Source organism: Mixta theicola (genome assembly GCF_002895925.1).
GTDB lineage: Bacteria > Pseudomonadota > Gammaproteobacteria > Enterobacterales > Enterobacteriaceae > Mixta > Mixta theicola.
The window spans coordinates 1-16,620 of the sequence record NZ_NWUO01000018.1 but is presented as its reverse complement, the minus strand read 5'-3'; the positions used below and the strand labels follow the sequence as shown (position 1 = coordinate 16,620).

At 61.6% G+C, this 16,620-nt stretch carries 9 protein-coding genes and 1 pseudogene; 9 read left to right on the top strand and 1 reads right to left on the bottom strand.

What is annotated here, in order from left to right; genetic code table 11:
• Positions 1-268: 268 nt before the first annotated feature.
• The gene (locus COO59_RS18200; protein ID WP_103061141.1) at positions 269-2,056 is read right to left on the bottom strand and encodes a methyl-accepting chemotaxis protein; all 1,788 of its coding nucleotides are present in this window, start codon (positions 2,054-2,056) and stop codon (positions 269-271) included.
• Between the two features lie 166 nt (positions 2,057-2,222).
• Between COO59_RS18200 and COO59_RS18195 the strand changes: the two genes are divergently transcribed.
• From COO59_RS18195 to COO59_RS18155, 9 genes and pseudogenes are all read left to right on the top strand, one after another.
• Positions 2,223-3,470, top strand: a complete 1,248-nt coding sequence (locus tag COO59_RS18195) for a nitrate- and nitrite sensing domain-containing protein (RefSeq protein WP_240614161.1) — start codon at positions 2,223-2,225, stop codon at positions 3,468-3,470.
• A 240-nt stretch (positions 3,471-3,710) separates the two neighbouring features.
• Positions 3,711-4,976, top strand: coding sequence for a CmpA/NrtA family ABC transporter substrate-binding protein (locus COO59_RS18190; protein ID WP_103061140.1), 1,266 nt, complete (start codon positions 3,711-3,713; stop codon positions 4,974-4,976).
• The gene (ntrB, locus tag COO59_RS18185) at positions 4,973-5,848 is read left to right on the top strand and encodes a nitrate ABC transporter permease (protein WP_103061139.1); all 876 of its coding nucleotides are present in this window, start codon (positions 4,973-4,975) and stop codon (positions 5,846-5,848) included. The genes COO59_RS18190 and ntrB overlap by 4 nt, the downstream gene beginning before the upstream one ends.
• Before the next feature lie 11 nt (positions 5,849-5,859).
• Positions 5,860-6,648: an ABC transporter ATP-binding protein gene (locus COO59_RS18180; protein WP_103061138.1), complete on the top strand. Its 789-nt coding sequence runs from the start codon at positions 5,860-5,862 to the stop codon at positions 6,646-6,648.
• A 10-nt stretch (positions 6,649-6,658) separates the two neighbouring features.
• Positions 6,659-10,747 (top strand): nitrite reductase large subunit NirB, encoded by a 4,089-nt coding sequence (gene nirB / locus COO59_RS18175; RefSeq protein ID WP_103061137.1) that lies wholly within the window; start codon positions 6,659-6,661, stop codon positions 10,745-10,747.
• Positions 10,744-13,386 (top strand): nitrate reductase, encoded by a 2,643-nt coding sequence (locus COO59_RS18170; RefSeq protein ID WP_103061136.1) that lies wholly within the window; start codon positions 10,744-10,746, stop codon positions 13,384-13,386. The genes nirB and COO59_RS18170 overlap by 4 nt, the downstream gene beginning before the upstream one ends.
• Entirely contained in the window at positions 13,383-14,207 is an 825-nt protein-coding gene (cobA, locus tag COO59_RS18165) for a uroporphyrinogen-III C-methyltransferase (protein ID WP_103061135.1), read from the top strand. The genes COO59_RS18170 and cobA overlap by 4 nt, the downstream gene beginning before the upstream one ends.
• Positions 14,208-14,324: 117 nt before the next feature.
• Positions 14,325-15,757, top strand: a pseudogene (locus COO59_RS18160) (YchO/YchP family invasin).
• 400 nt (positions 15,758-16,157) lie between these two features.
• A partial coding sequence (locus tag COO59_RS18155) for a contractile injection system protein, VgrG/Pvc8 family (protein WP_276308279.1) occupies positions 16,158-16,620 on the top strand: 463 nt, incomplete at its 3' end.

Here is a 16,620-nt window from a genome sequence, read left to right as displayed (position 1 = left end):
AAAAATTGCTCAGATTTACAGAAAGATAAAACCAGGCTCAGTCTACCTGACACTTTTGAGATTTCAAACCATTGCGCGGGTCTGTTTCTCATGTTATTCGTCGCCGTGCGTCATCGCCCTGCGGCGGTATCAGAGCGGTATGTGGCAAGTATAGTCAGCAAAGCAGGCATGGCGCAGGCTTAATGCAACGCGCAAAAGAAGAAAATGGGACGGGAGAGCGACCTCGCCCGACGGTGTTAAATCACCGTCAGGCGACGTATTTCAGAATTTACAGACGGAAGTGACCTGCGGTATCGGCCAGTTCGTTGGCCTGAAACTTCAGCGCGTCGGCGGCGGCGGTCGATTCCACCACCAGTTCGGCGTTCTGCTGCACCATTTCATCCAGTTTGCCAATCGCTAAATGGACGCCCTGAATACCGTGCAGCTGGGTTTCACTGGCCAGCGTAATACCCTCCATAATGTCAGAAACGCTGGCAACGCTGCTGACGATAATATTCATGCTTTCGCCCGCCATCCGCACATAGCGCGAGCCGGTCGCCACGCTTTGAGTCGTGCTGTCGATCAGGGTTTTGATCTCTTTCGCCGCCTGCGCGCTGCGCTGCGCCAGATTACGCACTTCACCGGCAACCACCGCGAAACCACGTCCCTGTTCGCCGGCGCGCGCGGCCTCGACCGCTGCGTTCAGCGCCAGAATATTGGTCTGGAAGGCGATGCCGTCGATCACGCTGATAATATCGCCGATTTTGCCGGAGGCCTGTTCGATGGTTTCCATGGTCGCGATCACGCTGGAAACCACTTCGCCGCCGTGTCGTGCGGCTTCAGAAGCGGAGGCCGCCTGCTGATTAGCCTGTATCGCCGACTGGGTTGACTGGGTTACCGACTGGCTAATCGTATCCATCGCGCTTACCGTTTCGCGCAGATTATTGGCCGCCTGCCCGGTACGCCCGGAAAGATCGGCGTTGCCGGTAGCAATCTCATTGGCTGCCACCTGCACCGAGGCGCTGGCGTCCCGCAGCTGCGTCATCACCGTCGCCAGCTTATCGGTAAAGGCGTTAAAGGCGCTGGCGATTTGCGAGACCTCATCATTACCGTTGACCGGCAGGCGCTGGGTCAGATCATTATCGCCAGAGCCGATCGCGCGCATCGCATCACGAATCGACAGCAGGCGACGCATCAGGGCGCCAGTCAGCAGGCCGATCGTCAGCGCGGCGACGAATACCAGCAGGATCAGCGAAACCGCCGAGGCGGAAAGCAGCGAATGCATACCGGCGTAAGCTTCCGCGCGATCCAGCGCCACCACCAGATACCAGTCGGTGCCGCTGACCGGCTTCGCCAGCAGCAGCTTATCCACGCCGTTCAGCTGCGCCGCTACCGGCGTGTCGCTGCTCAGCAGGGCGGATACGTCGAGATCCGGCAGCAACGTTTTCACCGGTTTCAGGGCCATTTTCGCATCGCTGGTGGTCACAATCATGCCTTTTTTATCGATCAGCAGACCGCTGCTGGCGGGCGTAGGGTGAATTGAGCCTACGTTCGCCACCACGTTGTCCATCGCCACGTCGCCGGACAGCACCGCCTGCAGCGTGCCGTTCTGTAACACCGGAACGGCGAAGGCCACTACCAGCTTGCCGCTGGCGACATCGACATAGGGCGGCGTCACCACCGGTTTTCCGGCCGCCTGCGCCTGCAAATACCACGGGCGACCCGTCGGATCAAAATCAGGGGGAATGCCGGCCGCGTCGGAAAATTTCGCCACTTTGCTGGCATAGCCGGCATACACGTTGGTAAAGCCGCCCGCCGCCGCAATCTGCCGGAACGCCGGGACCGGATCGGCGCTCAGCGCCGCCGCCTGCAGCGAGGCGATCATGGTGGATTTACCGTTAACCCATTCGGCAATCGCGGCGTTATGGCTATCGACCGCCGCTTTCAGCGTGCTGCTGATGGTCTGCTGATTATATTTTTCCGTTACCAGATAGTTCAGCGTGGCGTTAATCATTAACGCCACCACTACGCAGGCGGTAGTAATAGCGACAATACGGGCACGAATGGAAGAGAGCATGGTGGAGCCTCAATGAACGGGAATGGGATTTATCGGGTATCGGTTAGGCGCGCGCACAACTTGAGGCGTAGGCGCAAAATATAAGTAAAAACTATGGCGGCGCCGTTGAAATAAGCGGCACGTAGTTTGCTTAATCTTTGACGGGATAGTGTTTACGGGGCGAACGATGATGCAAAACACCACCGGTTATGCCTGGCGTTATCTGTCAGCGTCACGGGAAAACGAGCGGCTAGCGTTGCAGGAACTGTTAAATAGCGAGGCGTTGCTGGATGCGATTAGCGCATTAATTCATGCCTTACAGCGCGAGCGCGGTATATCCACGCTTTGGCTGTGTACCGATACCAGACTGACGCCGCCGCATTTGGCCACGCGGCAACACGAGGTCGATGAGGCGTTGAGCGCTATGCTGGTGCAGCTGCCGGGGCCGGAAGAGCGTGCCGCCGCCGGTCGCCTTTACGGCCGCGTGGCGCTGGCGCTGCAGGCGCTAAGCGGGCTGGAGGCGCTGCGTGCACAGGTACAGCGTCGTCAGCTGCCCCATGCCGAAGCGATGCAGCAGTTCAGCGAACTGATACGGCATCTGCTGCATCTGATATTCGAGGCGGCGGATAACGCCAGCCACAGCATGTCGCGGGCGCTGCTCGCTCTGTTCAGCTTTATGCAGGGCAAAGAGCTGGCCGGGCAGGAGCGGGCAACCGGCGCGGCGGGGTTTGCCGCCGGAGCGTTCAGCAAAGCGGATCGTCAGCAGCTGATAACGCTGCTGGAGTGTCAGGATCGTAGTTTCAGCACCTTCTGCCAGTTTGCCGATGAGGGCAGCCTGCAGGCCTGGCGCGCCATCGCCGAAGCGGGACAGGAGACAGAAAAGCTGCGGCGCATCGCCTGTAGCGGGATGAACCCGCGCGGTGTCAATGCGCAGCACTGGTTTCGGCTGATCAGCGAGCGGCTGGATGGGATGAAGCAGATAGAAGCACGTCTCCGGCAGCAGGTGATGCAGGTTTGTCGTCACGGTATCGCTCAGCTGGAAGCGGCAAACGCCGCGCCGCCGACGGAGGCCTGCTGGCAGCCGCTGGGCTACAACCTGTATGTAGCGGATGCGCCCTGGCTGGAGGAGGGCGGCGCGCTGGATGTCGCCGGGATTGCGCCACAGCTGGGGCGTTCGCTGTTAGCGCTGATAGAGAATCAGGCCCAGCGCCTGCAGGCGCAGAGCGACGAGCTGGCGGCGATGCACGCCGCGCTGGCGGAGCGCAAACAGATCGATCGCGCCAAAGCGCTATTAATGCAGCATCATCAGTGCGATGAACAGCAGGCCTGGCATACGCTGCGCAAAATGGCGATGGATCAAAATAAGCGGGTCGGCGAGATTGCGCGGGCGATGGTGGAAGTGGCTGCGGCCTTCTCGCTACCTCAAACCAGGTAGCTGCACAATCAGCGTGCGTGATATGTCACAGCAGAGTGCGCCAGCAGGCGCTTACGCGCGTAAAAGCCGCGCCAGACGGCTTAAAGAAACTGGCACGCTGTTTGCAATAATTTAATAAAACTTACGCATTTGTTTCGCCAACGGCGGTGAAACGAGTGCTTTGGATAAAGGCGTCCGGTCGCAGGCTTTCAGCCCATGCGACAGACGCCTTTTTTTATTCTTTTTTTCAGGAACCACAGAATGAGCAACGCGCGTTTTATATCGTCACGTCGTCGTTTTCTCGTCGGCAGCGCCCTGGCTGCGGGCAGCTGGCTGGTGCCGGGGTTACGCAATGCGGTCTGGGCTGCCGGTTCTGATGCGCCGGAAAAACCGCAGGTGCGCGTCGGCTTTATCCCGCTTACCGACTGCGCCCCGATAGTAATGGCGGCTTTAAAAGGGTTCGATAAAAAGCATGGCATCAGCCTGCAGCCGTCGAAAGAGGCGAGCTGGGCTGCGGTGCGCGATAAGCTGGCCTCCGGCGAGCTGGATGCCGCCCACGCCTTGTACAGCATGATTTATGGGCTGCATCTCGGCATTGCCGGTAAGCAACAGGCGATGGCGAATCTGATGACGCTGAACAACAACGGCCAGGCGATTACGCTATCCAACCAGCTCAGGACGCAGGGCGTCATCGACGGCAGCAGCCTGCAACAGCGGGTGGCTGCCAGCGAGCCGGGAACCTATCGCTTTGCGCATACCTTTCCCACCGGCACCCACGCCATGTGGCTTTATTACTGGCTGGCCAGCGTGGGTATCGATCCCTTCCGCGACCTGCGCCTGCTGGTAGTGCCGCCGCCGCAGATGGTGATGAATATGAAAATCGGCAATTTGAGCGGCTTCTGCGTGGGCGAGCCGTGGAATCAGCGCGCCATCAGCGAGAATGTCGGCTATACCGCCGTGACCAGCCAGCAGGTCTGGCCGGATCATCCGGAAAAAATCCTGGCCACGCGCGCGCAGTGGGTGAATGACAATCCCCATACCGCCCGCGCCCTGACCGCAGCGGTGCTGGAAGCCGCCCGCTGGATCGATGCCTCAGACGATAACCGCCGGGAAACCGCGCGGGCGATTGCCGGGCGCGCCTGGCTCAATACCCAGGCGGACACCATTACCGGACGAATGCTCGGCCAGTATCAGGATGGCCTGGGCCACCGCTGGCAGGATGCGCACGGCATGCAATTTTTCCGCGACGGCGAAGTGAGCTTTCCCTGGCTGTCGGATGGCATGTGGTTTTTAACCCAGTTGCAGCGCTGGGGCCTGCTGAAACAGCAGCCCGATTATCACGCGGTGGCGCGCGCCATTAACCGCACCGAGGTTTACCGCCAGGCCGCCAGCGCGGTCGGCAATATCGTGGTGCCGCAGAGTGAGATGCGGCGCAGCACGCTGATCGACGGCAGGGTCTGGGACGGCAGCAATCCTGCCGCCTGGGCTACCGATTTCGCCATTAAACGCCGAGGAGAACCCGCATGAAGAATGAAGCTCAGATCGTGCCGACCGTGGAAAAAGCGCCCGCCGTGGCGGAAGTCATCCTGTTGCCGCCCGCATCGCCGCGCCCGCGTCGTCGTCGCTGGCCGTTTAACGCGCTACTGAAGCGGTTAATCCCGCTTTGCTGCGGCCTGCTGCTGTTGCTCGGCGTCTGGCAGATCGCGGCGCTGAACAGCAGCGGCTTTCCCACGCCGCTGAGTACCGGACAGGCGGCGCTGACGCTGTTTGCCCATCCCTTTTATAACGGCGGCCCTAATGATCAGGGGATCGGCTGGAACATTATCGCCTCGCTGACGCGCGTCGCGGTGGGCTTCGGCCTGGCGGCGCTGGCGGGCATCCCGGCGGGTTTCCTGATCGGGCGCTTTCGTTTTCTGGCCGATATGTTCAATCCGCTGATTGCGCTGTTGCGCCCGGTCAGCCCGCTGGCCTGGCTGCCGATTGGCCTGCTGCTGTTTCAGCGAGCCGAACCCGCCTCCAGCTGGACCATTTTTATCTGCTCGATCTGGCCGATGATCATCAATACCGCCGAAGGCGTACAGCGTATCCCGCAGGATTACCTCAACGTAGCGCGGATACTGAAGCTTTCTGAATGGACCATCATGCGCAAAATTCTGTTTCCGGCGGTGCTGCCTGCGGTGCTGACCGGCGTGCGCCTGTCGATTGGCATCGCCTGGCTGGTGATCGTCGCCGCTGAAATGCTGACCGGCGGGCTGGGCATCGGCTTCTGGATCTGGAACGAGTGGAACAACCTCAACGTAGAAAACATTCTGATCGCCATTTTTATTATCGGCGTGGTGGGCCTGCTGCTGGAGCAGGGACTCATGCTGCTGGCGCGTCGTTTCAGCTGGGAAAAATAAGGGGTTACGCCATGCAAAATATTATTCAGGTGCAAAACGTCAGCCAGCGTTTTCATACCGCCGGGGGCGAATTTCTGGCGCTGGACAACGTCTCCTTTGACGTGCGCGCCGGGGAAACCCTCACGCTGATTGGGCATTCCGGCTGCGGTAAATCGACGCTGCTTAACCTTATCGCCGGACTGACGCTGCCCGGCGACGGCGTGCTGCTGTGCGATAACCGGGAGATTGCCGGACCCGGCCCGGAACGGGCTATGGTTTTTCAGAATCACTCGCTGCTGCCGTGGCTGTCGGCGCAGGACAACGTGGCGCTGGCGGTAGATCAGGTGTTTCAGCACAGCATGAGCCGGGCGGAGCGGCGTGAGTGGATTGAGCATAACCTGGCGCGGGTGCAGATGAGCCATGCGGCCGATAAGCGACCGGCGGAGCTGTCGGGCGGCATGAAACAGCGCGTTGGCATTGCCCGCGCGCTGGCGATGAAACCGCGCGTCCTGCTGATGGATGAGCCGTTCGGCGCGCTGGATGCCCTGACGCGCGCCCATTTACAGGACAGCGTGATGCGTATTCAGCAGGAGCTGAACACCACCATCGTACTGATTACTCATGACGTTGACGAGGCGGTGCTGCTGTCGGATCGGGTGCTGATGATGACCAACGGCCCGGCGGCGACGCTGGGCGAGATCCTGACCATCGATCTGCCGCGCCCGCGTTCGCGCGTGGCGCTGGCCGACGAGCCGCGCTATCACCATCTGCGCCAGCAAATCCTGCATTTTCTGTATGAAAAACAGCGCCACGCGGCCTGAGGAGTCAGCAATGCCTGAACATCTGGTGGTTATCGGTAACGGTATGGCGGGGATGCGGATGGTGGAAACCCTGCTGCAGCTGGCGCCCGGACGCTATCGCATCACGGTGATCGGCAGCGAGGCGCAGGGCAACTACAACCGTATTCAGCTGTCGCCGGTACTGGGCGGTGAAAAACGCTTTCAGGAGGCGCTTATCCATGCGCCGGAATGGTATCAGCAGCAGGGCATCCGGCTGCTGGCGGGAGAAAGGGTCGTGGCGGTGGAGGTTCAGCAGCGCCGCCTGTCCACGGAAAGGCGCACCCTGAGCTGGGATCGGCTGGTATTTGCGACCGGCGCCGAACCGGTGCTGCCCGCAATCCCCGGCATTGAGCTGCCGCACGTCGGCGGCTTCCGCACGTTGCGCGACGTTGAACGTATGCTGGTGCTTGATGGGCCGGTAGCGGTGCTGGGCGGCGGTCTGCTGGGGATTGAAGCGGCGGCAGCGCTGCGTTTGCGGGGTCGTGACGTCACGCTGGTTCATCGTCACGGCTGGTTGTTGGATCGCCAGCTGGATGAAACCGCCGGCGGCCTGCTGGCGCAGGCGCTGTATCAGCGCGGCATCCGCTGCTGCCTGGCGTCGGGCATCGTTCGCATTAACAGTGACAGTGTCACACTGGCCTGCGGAGAAACGCTGCCGGCGGCGCAGGTGATTATTGCCGTCGGCGTCAGGCCAGCCATCGCCGTGGCGCGTGCCGCCAATATTCCCTGCGGTCAGGGCATTCTGGTCGATCGTCAGCTGCGTAGCGCGCTGCCGGATATTTGGGCGTTGGGTGAGTGCTGCGAAATTGACGGCGAAACCTTTGGCCTGCTGGCGCCGTGCCTGGCGCAGGCGGAAGTACTGGCGCATCAGCTGGCCGATTCTCCCATTGCTGACTTTCACTACCGGGCGCAGGGAACCCGGCTGAAAGTGACCGGCATCGACATTTTTAGCGTCGGTGAGACCGGCACAGCGCCCGGTAGCCGTTCGCTGACCGCCAGCGATCCGCTCAGTCAGCACTATCGGCGGCTGGTACTGCGCGACGGCAGGCTGACCGGCGCGATCCTGTATGGCGATACCTCAGCGGCAGCCTCGCTGCTGCACCATCTGCAACGCGGCGCCCCGGTAACAGAGGGCGCGCTGTTTGGCTTCACCCATCACGACAGGCAGCCTGAGGCTGCGGAGAGTAAAGCGATGAACAAACCGGTTATGGTGGTAATAGGTCACGGCATGGTTGGCCACTATTTTCTTGAACAGCTGGTACACAAGCAGCTGCATCTGCGCTATCAGCTGGTGGTCTACGGTGAGGAGCCGCACAGTGCCTACGATCGCGTACATCTATCCGACTACTTTTCCGGCCGCGATGCGCAGGCGCTGTCGCTGGCTGGTGAAGATTTTTTTGCCAGCCATGATATTGAGTTACGTTGTCACGAAAAAATCACCCACATCGATCCACAGCGGCGCTGCGTGCGCGATGACAGCGGACGTGAAATGGCCTGGGACCGGCTGGTGCTCGCCACCGGCTCTTACGCGTTCGTACCGCCGATTCCCGGCTTTGACGCGGCCAACTGTTTTGTTTATCGCACCTTAACCGATCTCGACGCCATCAGAGCGCGCGCCGCCAGCGCCAGACGCGGCGTGGTCATCGGCGGCGGCCTGCTGGGGCTGGAAGCGGCCAGCGCGCTGAGAACGCTGGGTCTGGAAACGCACGTGGTGGAATTTGCCCCGCGCCTGATGGCGGTGCAGCTGGATGACGGCGGCGCGCAGATGCTGCGGCGTAAAATCGAAGCGCTTGGCGTCACGGTGCTGACCGGCACCGAAACGCGACAGATTGAAACGCTGGAGAATGGCTCGCTGCGGCTGCACTTTGCCGATGGCAGCACGCTGCACAGCGATCTGATTCTGTTTTCCGCCGGGATCCGCCCGCGTGATGAGCTGGCGCGCGAGGCCGGGCTCACGCTGGGGCCGCGTGGCGGTATTGTGATTGACGATGGCTGTATCACCAGCGATCCGGCCATTGCGGCGATTGGTGAATGTGCGCTGTGGCAGGGCCAGATATTCGGCCTGGTCGCACCGGGCTATCAGATGGCGCGGGTGCTGGCCAGCCGACTGGCGGATGAAAACGCCGCCTTCACCGGCGCGGATATGAGTACCAAACTGAAGCTGTTGGGCGTGGAGGTGGCCTCGCTGGGCGATGCCCATGGCCGTAGCGAGGGCAGCCAGAGCTATCACTGGACCAACGGCCCGCAGGCCATTTACAAGAAAATCGTGGTTTCCGCCGATGGCAAACGGCTGCTGGGCGCGGTGCTGGTGGGCGATAGCAGCGAATACAGCGAACTGCAGCAGATGATGCTTAATGATATTCCGCTGCTGCCCCAGCCGGAACACCTGATCCTGCCGCGCTCTGTCGGCGCGTCCGCAAAAGCGCCGGGCGTGGCGGCGCTGCCGGAAAGCGCGCAAATTTGCTCCTGTCATAACGTCAGCAAAGGCGACATTTGCCGCGCGGTCAGCAGCGGCTGCGGCGATATGGCTACGCTGAAAAGCTGTACCAAAGCCGCTACCGGCTGCGGCGGCTGTAGCGCGCTGGTAAAGCAGGTAATGGATCATCAGCTGGCAGCGCAGGGCGTTGAGGTAAAGAAAGACGTTTGCGAACACTTCGCTTATTCACGTCAGCAGCTTTATCATCTGGTGCGCACTGGCCAAATCAAAACCTTTGAACAGCTGCTGGCGCTGCACGGGCGCGGTCACGGCTGCGAGATCTGCAAGCCGCTGGCCGCCTCGATTCTGGCCTCCTGCTGGAATGATTATCTGCTGAAGCCGCCGCATCTGCCGCTTCAGGAGACCAACGATCGTTACTTTGCCAATATTCAGAAAGACGGCAGCTACTCGGTGGTGCCGCGTATTCCCGGCGGTGAGATCACGCCGCAGGGGCTGATTGCCATCGGTCAGGTGGCCGCACGCTTCAATCTCTACAGCAAAATTACCGGCGGTCAGCGTATCGATCTGTTCGGCGCGGCGCTGGACCAGCTGCCCGCCATCTGGCAGGCGTTGCTCGACGCCGGGTTTGAAACCGGCCACGCCTACGGTAAGTCGCTGCGTACGGTTAAATCGTGCGTCGGCAGCAGCTGGTGTCGCTATGGCGTACAGGATTCTACCGGCTTCGCCATTCAGCTGGAGAATCGCTATAAGGGGCTGCGCGCGCCGCATAAAATCAAAATGGCGGTTTCCGGCTGTACCCGCGAATGTGCCGAGGCGCAGAGCAAAGATATTGGCGTGATCGCCACTGAAAACGGCTGGAACCTTTATGTCTGCGGCAACGGCGGCATGAAGCCGCGCCATGCCGACCTGTTCGCCGGCGATCTGGATGAGCAGACCTTAATCCGCTATGTCGATCGCCTGCTGATGTTCTATATACGCACCGCCGATCGCCTGCAGCGCACCAGCGTCTGGATGGATAACCTGGAGGGCGGGCTGGAATATCTGCGTGAGGTGGTTATCCACGACAGCCTTGGCATTGGGGCGGAACTGGAGCGGGAAATGCAGCAGGTTGTCGACAGCTGGCAGTGTGAATGGCGCACCACGCTGGCGTCGCCGGATCGGCTGCGGCTGTTCCGCGCCACGCTGAACAGCGATGAGCAGGATGAAACGCTGCAGTGGCAGCTGGAGCGCGGTCAAATCCGTCCGGCAAACGCGCCGCAGACAGCGATCCTGCCGCTGCCGCACGAACCCTGGAACGATATTTGCGCGCTGGAGGCTATTCCGCCGCAGGCGGGCATCGGTGCGCGGCTTGGCGGCCAGCGCATCGCGCTGTTCCGTCTGGCCGATCGTATCTATGCGCTGGATGATAACGAACCCGACACCTCCGCCAGCGTGATGTCGCGCGGTATTCTGGGCGATGCCGCAGGCGAGCCGATGGTGATTTCACCGCTCTATAAGCAGCGTTTTCGGTTGCGTGACGGCATCGCGCTCGATCGGCCGGATCTACAGCTGCGCTGCTGGCCGGTACGTATCGTTGCCGGACGGGTGCTGGTCGGCAGCGAGCCGCTGGCGGTGGGCAAGCTGAGCGTGGCGGCGGCGTCATGAAAACCACCTGTCCTTACTGCGGCGTCGGCTGCGGCGTGGAAGTCAACGCGGACGCGCAGGGCTGGCGCGTTTGCGGCGACGCCCATCATCCGGCCAATGCGGGCCGCCTGTGCGTGAAGGGCGCGGCGCTGGGAGAAACCCTTACGCCTGCGGGCCGTCTGCTGTGGCCGCAGGTCGCCGGGCGTCGCGTCTCCTGGCAGACGGCGCTGGATAGCGTGGCCGAACGGTTGCAGGCGATTATTCAGCGGCACGGTCCTGACGCCGTGGCGTTTTACGCATCCGGCCAGTTGCTGACCGAGGATTATTACGTTGCCAATAAGCTGATGAAAGGCTTTCTCGGCAGCGGCAATATCGATACCAATTCGCGCCTGTGTATGGCCTCGGCGGTAACCGGCTATAAGCGTGCGCTGGGCGCTGATGCGGTTCCCTGCTGTTATGAAGATTTTACGCACGCCGGGGTTATCGTGCTGGTCGGCTCCAATGCGGCCTGGACGCATCCGGTCGCGTATCAGCGGCTGGTGCAGGCGAAACAGCAGAATCCGGCGCTGCGCGTCGTCGTTATCGATCCGCGTCGCAGCGCCAGCTGCGATCTGGCCGATCTGCATCTGCCGCTCAGTCCGGGCAGCGACGGCGCGCTGTTTAACGGACTGTTACGCTGGCTGGCGCAGGGCGGCTATGGCGATAGCGCCATGCTGCCGCAGCTGGCTCAGGTACGGGAAACGCTGGCTGCCGCCGCCGACTGGACGCCCGAACGCGTGGCGCGGGCGTGTCAGCTGCCGCAGAGCGAGGTAGAACGGTTTTATGGCCTGTTTGCTGAGCATCAGCGGGTGCTGACGCTGTGGTGCATGGGCATTAACCAGTCCTCCAGCGGCAGCGATAAGTGCAACGCTATCCTGAATGCCCACCTGTTTAGCGGCAAAATCGGCCAACCAGGCAGCGGCCCTTTTTCCCTGACCGGTCAGCCAAACGCCATGGGCGGACGCGAAGCAGGCGGGCTGGCAAACCAGCTGGCGGCGCAGATGGATTTTACCCCGGAGAATATCGATCGTTTACAGCGCTTCTGGCACAGCGATCGGGTGGCGACGCAGCCGGGCCTGAAGGCGGTCGATCTGTTTCAGGCGATTGGCCGCGGCGAGGTGAAAGCGGTCTGGATTATGGGCACCAATCCGGCGGTCTCGCTGCCGGATGGCAACGCCGTTGCGCAGGCGCTGCAGCGCTGCGAGCTGGTTATCGTCTCAGAGGTAATGCGCGCCACCGATACCAGCGCTTTTGCCGATATTCTGCTGCCGGCGCAGGCCTGGGGGGAGAAAAACGGGACGGTCACCAACTCTGAGCGCCGCATTTCGCGCCAGCGCGCCTTTGTGCCGCCGCAGGGCGAGGCGCGGCCAGACTGGTGGATTCTGGCGCAGGTGGCGCAGCGGCTGGGCTACGCAGCAGCCTTCAGCTGGCAGCATCCGGCGGAAATATTCCGCGAACATGCCGCGCTTTCCGGCTTTGAAAATAACGGACGGCGCGCTTTTGATATTAGTGGACTGGCGCAGCTCAGCAACGATGAATGGGATCGCCTGCAGCCGGTACAGTGGCCGGTAAACGCCGACTTTCCGCAGGGGTGCGCCCGGCTGTTCAGCACGCGCCGCTTTTATCATCCTGACGGCAAAGCGCGTCTGCTGCCGGTAGCGCCTGCCGGACCGCGCGTCGCGGCCAGCCGCCGCTGGCCGCTGATGATGAATACCGGCCGTATTCGCGATCAGTGGCATACCATGACGCGCACCGGCCTGGTGCCGCGCCTGCTGCAGCACTATTCCGAACCCTTTATCGCGCTGCATCCTGACGACGCGCTGCGCCACGGCATCTGGCCCGATGCGCTGGTGCGTATTCAGTCGCGGCACGGCTGGATGATTGCCCGCGCCAGCCTGACGGAAGATCAAACGCCGGGTACGCTGTTTGTGCCGATGCACTGGAACCAGCAGTACTGCGCCGAGGGCAATGTCGATCGGCTGGTGGCGCCCTGGCGCTGCCCGCATTCCGGCCAGCCGGAAAGCAAACAGACGCCGGTACGCATTCAGCCCTGGCACAGCGACTGGCAGGGAGCGCTGTTTGTTCGTGACAACGTCACTCTTGCGCCGCTCTGCTGGTGGTGCCGCGTACCGGTAGCGGACGGGATTACCCGCTTTACGCTGGCGCATCAGGGCGATCCGCGTCGCTGGCTGCAGGCGCTGCTACAACCTGAATGGACGCTGCAGCAGGCGGGCGACGATCGGGCTTTTTATCATCTGGTCGCCTGGCATCAGGGCGAGGTTAAGCTCGCCTTTTACGCCGCCGCGCGCCGTCCGGTGCTTGATGATGTCTCGATCGTCGCCGCCTTTCAGCAGCCGCCCGCCTCGTCGGCGTCGCGTTTTGCGCTGCTGGCGGGGCGTGCCGTACAGGGCGAAACGCGCGGGAAAACCGTCTGCAGCTGTTTCGGCACGGGAGAACAGCAAATTGCCGCCGCGATTCGCCAGGGCGCGTTGACCTGTGCGGCGCTGGGGCAGCAGCTGAAGTGCGGGACTAACTGCGGCTCCTGCCTGCCGGAGCTGAAAAAACTTATTGAACAATATGCCCCTCAGCAGGCTGAGGCGGTAAGCGGGAGGTCAGTATGACGCAGCGGTTACCTGCACTGAACAAGCTTTTAAGCGGCAGCGTTAGCCAGCCGCAGGGCAGCGTCTGGCTGGTGGGGGCCGGGCCGGGCGATGCCGGGTTATTAACGCTTAAGGCGCTGCGGTTGCTCGGCGAGGCGGACGTGGTGGTTTACGATCGTCTGGTTAGTGAGGAGGTGCTGGCGCTGATCCCCGCCAGCACGCTGGCGCTCGACGCAGGCAAAACGCCGGGCTTTCACGGCATGAAACAGCACCAGATTAGCCAGCTGCTGGTGGATTTAGCCCGCAGCGGGCGCAATGTGGTACGGCTCAAGGGCGGCGATCCCTTTATTTTTGGCCGCGGCGGTGAAGAGATGCAGCAGCTGCAGGCCGCAGGCATTGCCTGTCAGATCGTGCCTGGTATTACCGCCGCTACCGGCTGTGCCGCCGCCTGCGGCATCCCGCTGACGCACCGGGAAATGGCGCAGTCGGTGCGTTTTATTACCGGTCATGGCAAAGAGGGCAAGCCGCAGCTCGCCTGGGAAAGCCTGCAGGATGCCAGCCAGACGCTGGTATTCTATATGGGGCTCACCTGGAGCGCCGAGCTAAGCCTTCAGCTTTGTCGGCACGGGCGCGCCGCCGATACGCCGGTTGCCGTGGTTGAGCGCGGGACGCGGCATGACCAGCGCGTATTGATCGCCACGCTGGCGACGCTGGCGGCAACCATCGCGCAATATCAGCCGCAGTCACCCTCGCTGATTATCGTGGGCGAGGTGGTAACGCTGTATCGCCCGACGACGGAGGACGCGGCGGAAGGGCTGTCGGACGCGCAGCAGTCCGGCTAAGCCAGCGACGGCCTCAGGCGGAAATTCATGATCCAATTCACAATTATGCTAAGATCAGGGTTACTTTTCTTTTCCTGACCGCGGGTCATGACAGGCTAAGCTAACCTTGACGCAGCTATGGTATTAACGCATCGATTTACCTTATCCACTTTTATTCTGCTGTTACTCGGCACGCCACTGCTGATCCCTGACGCCGGGGCGTTTCAGTCGGCAGGCAGCGTGCCCGACGCTCCCTTTGACGATCCAGCGCGTTTTAGCGCTATGCAGCAGGCGCTTCCCAGCCTTGGCGGCGACGTCTCGTCAGAAGATGCCTTTTCAACGCGTCTGGCGCAGATCGCCAAAAGCATCGGCGAAGCCAGCAACAACACCAGCGACGTGTCGTTTGGGCAACAGGCGGGCGTCTGGGCGTTTAATCATCTGCGCGATGAGGTAACCGATCGGCTGGTAAATGAAGGGCAGTCGCTGCTTTCTCCCTACGGCACGGCGCAGCTGTCGCTCCAGGTGGATATGAGGGTAATTTTATCGGCAGCGGCGGCCAGCTGCTTACGCCGTGGCAGGATAACTATCAGTATCTGACCTTTTCGCAGCTGGGCGTGACGCAAACCGATGAAGGGCTGGTGGGCAATGCCGGGCTGGGCCAGCGTTGGGTTGCCGGTAACTGGCTGCTGGGCTATAACGCGCTGGTCGATCGTCAGTTAGATTCAGGGCTACAGCGCGCCTCGCTCGGCACCGAAGCCTGGAGTAATTTCCTGCGCCTTTCGGCAAATTACTATGCGCCGCTGAGCGGTTGGCGCAACAGCAGTAGCCAGCAAAATCGCATGGCGCGCGGCTACGATATTACTACCCAGGGTTATTTGCCGTTTTATCGCCAGCTGGGCGTATCGGTAACCTGGGAGCAATATCTGGGCGATGAGGTCGATTTGTTCAATAGCGGCAGCCTGGAGAAAAACCCGACGGCGGTGAAGGTAGGGGTTAATTACACGCCGGTGCCGCTGCTGACGTTTACCGCCTCGCATAAAGCGGGCGAAAGCGGTCAGTCGCAGGATCAGCTGGGCATGCAGATTAACTATCGTCCCGGCGTGGCGCTGAGCAAGCAGCTTTCCGCCAACAATGTTGCCGGGGCGCGATCGCTGCGCGGCAGCCGCTACGATTTGGTTGAGCGCAATAATACCCCGGTGCTGGAGTTCCGCCAGCGCAAAACGCTGTCGGTATTTTTGGCCACGCCGCCGTGGCGGCTCAGTTCAGGTGAGGCGCTGACGCTGAAACTGCAGATCCGCGCCGCCAATGAGATTACCGCCGTCAGCTGGCAGGGCGATACGCAGGCGCTGAGCCTGACGCCGCCGCCGAATAACCGCAGCCCGCAGGGGTGGACAGTGATTATGCCTGCCTGGGATAACACCCCCGGTGCCAGCAATCAGTATCGGCTGTCGGTGACGCTGGAGGACAACAAGCAGCAGCGCGTGACCTCTAACTGGATAACGCTGCAGCTAACGCCGCCGATGTCGCTGCAGTCGGCCGATACCCAACGTTTTGACGTAATGGCGCCCTGATTGCGCTGTTGCGGATCGGAGCCGGACAGGAACAATCCCTGCCTGCCTGCCTGCCTGCCTGCCTGGCAAGGCGGGGAAATTGCCTGATAAAAAGCCACCGCTTCCTGGCGGCCTTAAGAACCTTCCTCAATTCGGATATTGGCTGGTTCACGCGCGATGACGGTACTATTGCAGAATAGGATGCATGTGATAAAGCCGTGGGCGCTTTGGCTGGACTTACTGGCGGTAATACGGTAGCGCGTAATAAGCAAAATATTTCAACTATGGCAGGCGATGGTCCTGTTTAACTCACTATTTTGTTATTTTCTCAGGTCTTACGTCTGATAAACTCTGGCTCTATTCTTATTTCATTATTATTATCGCCCGCCGCAGCGGGCCTCGCTGAGAACGGAACTCGCCTATGACTGAACGTATTACCGCCCGGCTCCCGCAGGAGGGGTTGCTTTTCTGGAAGCTGAAGGGCCGCGAGGCGCTGTCGTACCCCTTTGCGCTCACCGTCACGCTGCTGGGCACCGACGCCCGCGCCGACCGGCACGCCCTGCTGGGCCAGCCGCTGACGCTGGCTATCCCCACCGGGAAGTTTCTGGCGGGCACGCGGCACATCAACGGCAAAATTACCCGGGTGGCGGTACACAGCGAGGAGCTGGGCGGCACGCGCTACGCGGTGTACGAGCTGACCGTGGAGCCGGACCTGTGGCCGATGAAGCGCGACAGGAACTCGCGCATCTTCCAGGGGCAGACGGCGGTGCAGATAATCCACCGGCTGCTGGCGGAGTACGGGGTGCAGGTGGAGGACCGGCTGAGCGGCAGCTACCGGGCGTGGGAGTACTGCGTGCAGTACCAGGAGAGCAGCTTCGCCTTCA

Excerpts from the sequence above, each read along its gene's own strand:
- COO59_RS18200 (WP_103061141.1), bottom strand. The coding sequence starts at position 2,056 with ATGCTCTCTTCCATTCGTGCCCGTATTGTCGCTATTACTACCGCCTGC.
- COO59_RS18170 (WP_103061136.1), top strand. The coding sequence starts at position 10,744 with ATGAAAACCACCTGTCCTTACTGCGGCGTCGGCTGCGGCGTGGAAGTC.
- COO59_RS18195 (WP_240614161.1), top strand. The coding sequence starts at position 2,223 with ATGATGCAAAACACCACCGGTTATGCCTGGCGTTATCTGTCAGCGTCA.
- COO59_RS18180 (WP_103061138.1), top strand. The coding sequence starts at position 5,860 with ATGCAAAATATTATTCAGGTGCAAAACGTCAGCCAGCGTTTTCATACC.
- nirB (WP_103061137.1), top strand. The coding sequence starts at position 6,659 with ATGCCTGAACATCTGGTGGTTATCGGTAACGGTATGGCGGGGATGCGG.
- ntrB (WP_103061139.1), top strand. The coding sequence starts at position 4,973 with ATGAAGAATGAAGCTCAGATCGTGCCGACCGTGGAAAAAGCGCCCGCC.
- cobA (WP_103061135.1), top strand. The coding sequence starts at position 13,383 with ATGACGCAGCGGTTACCTGCACTGAACAAGCTTTTAAGCGGCAGCGTT.
- COO59_RS18190 (WP_103061140.1), top strand. The coding sequence starts at position 3,711 with ATGAGCAACGCGCGTTTTATATCGTCACGTCGTCGTTTTCTCGTCGGC.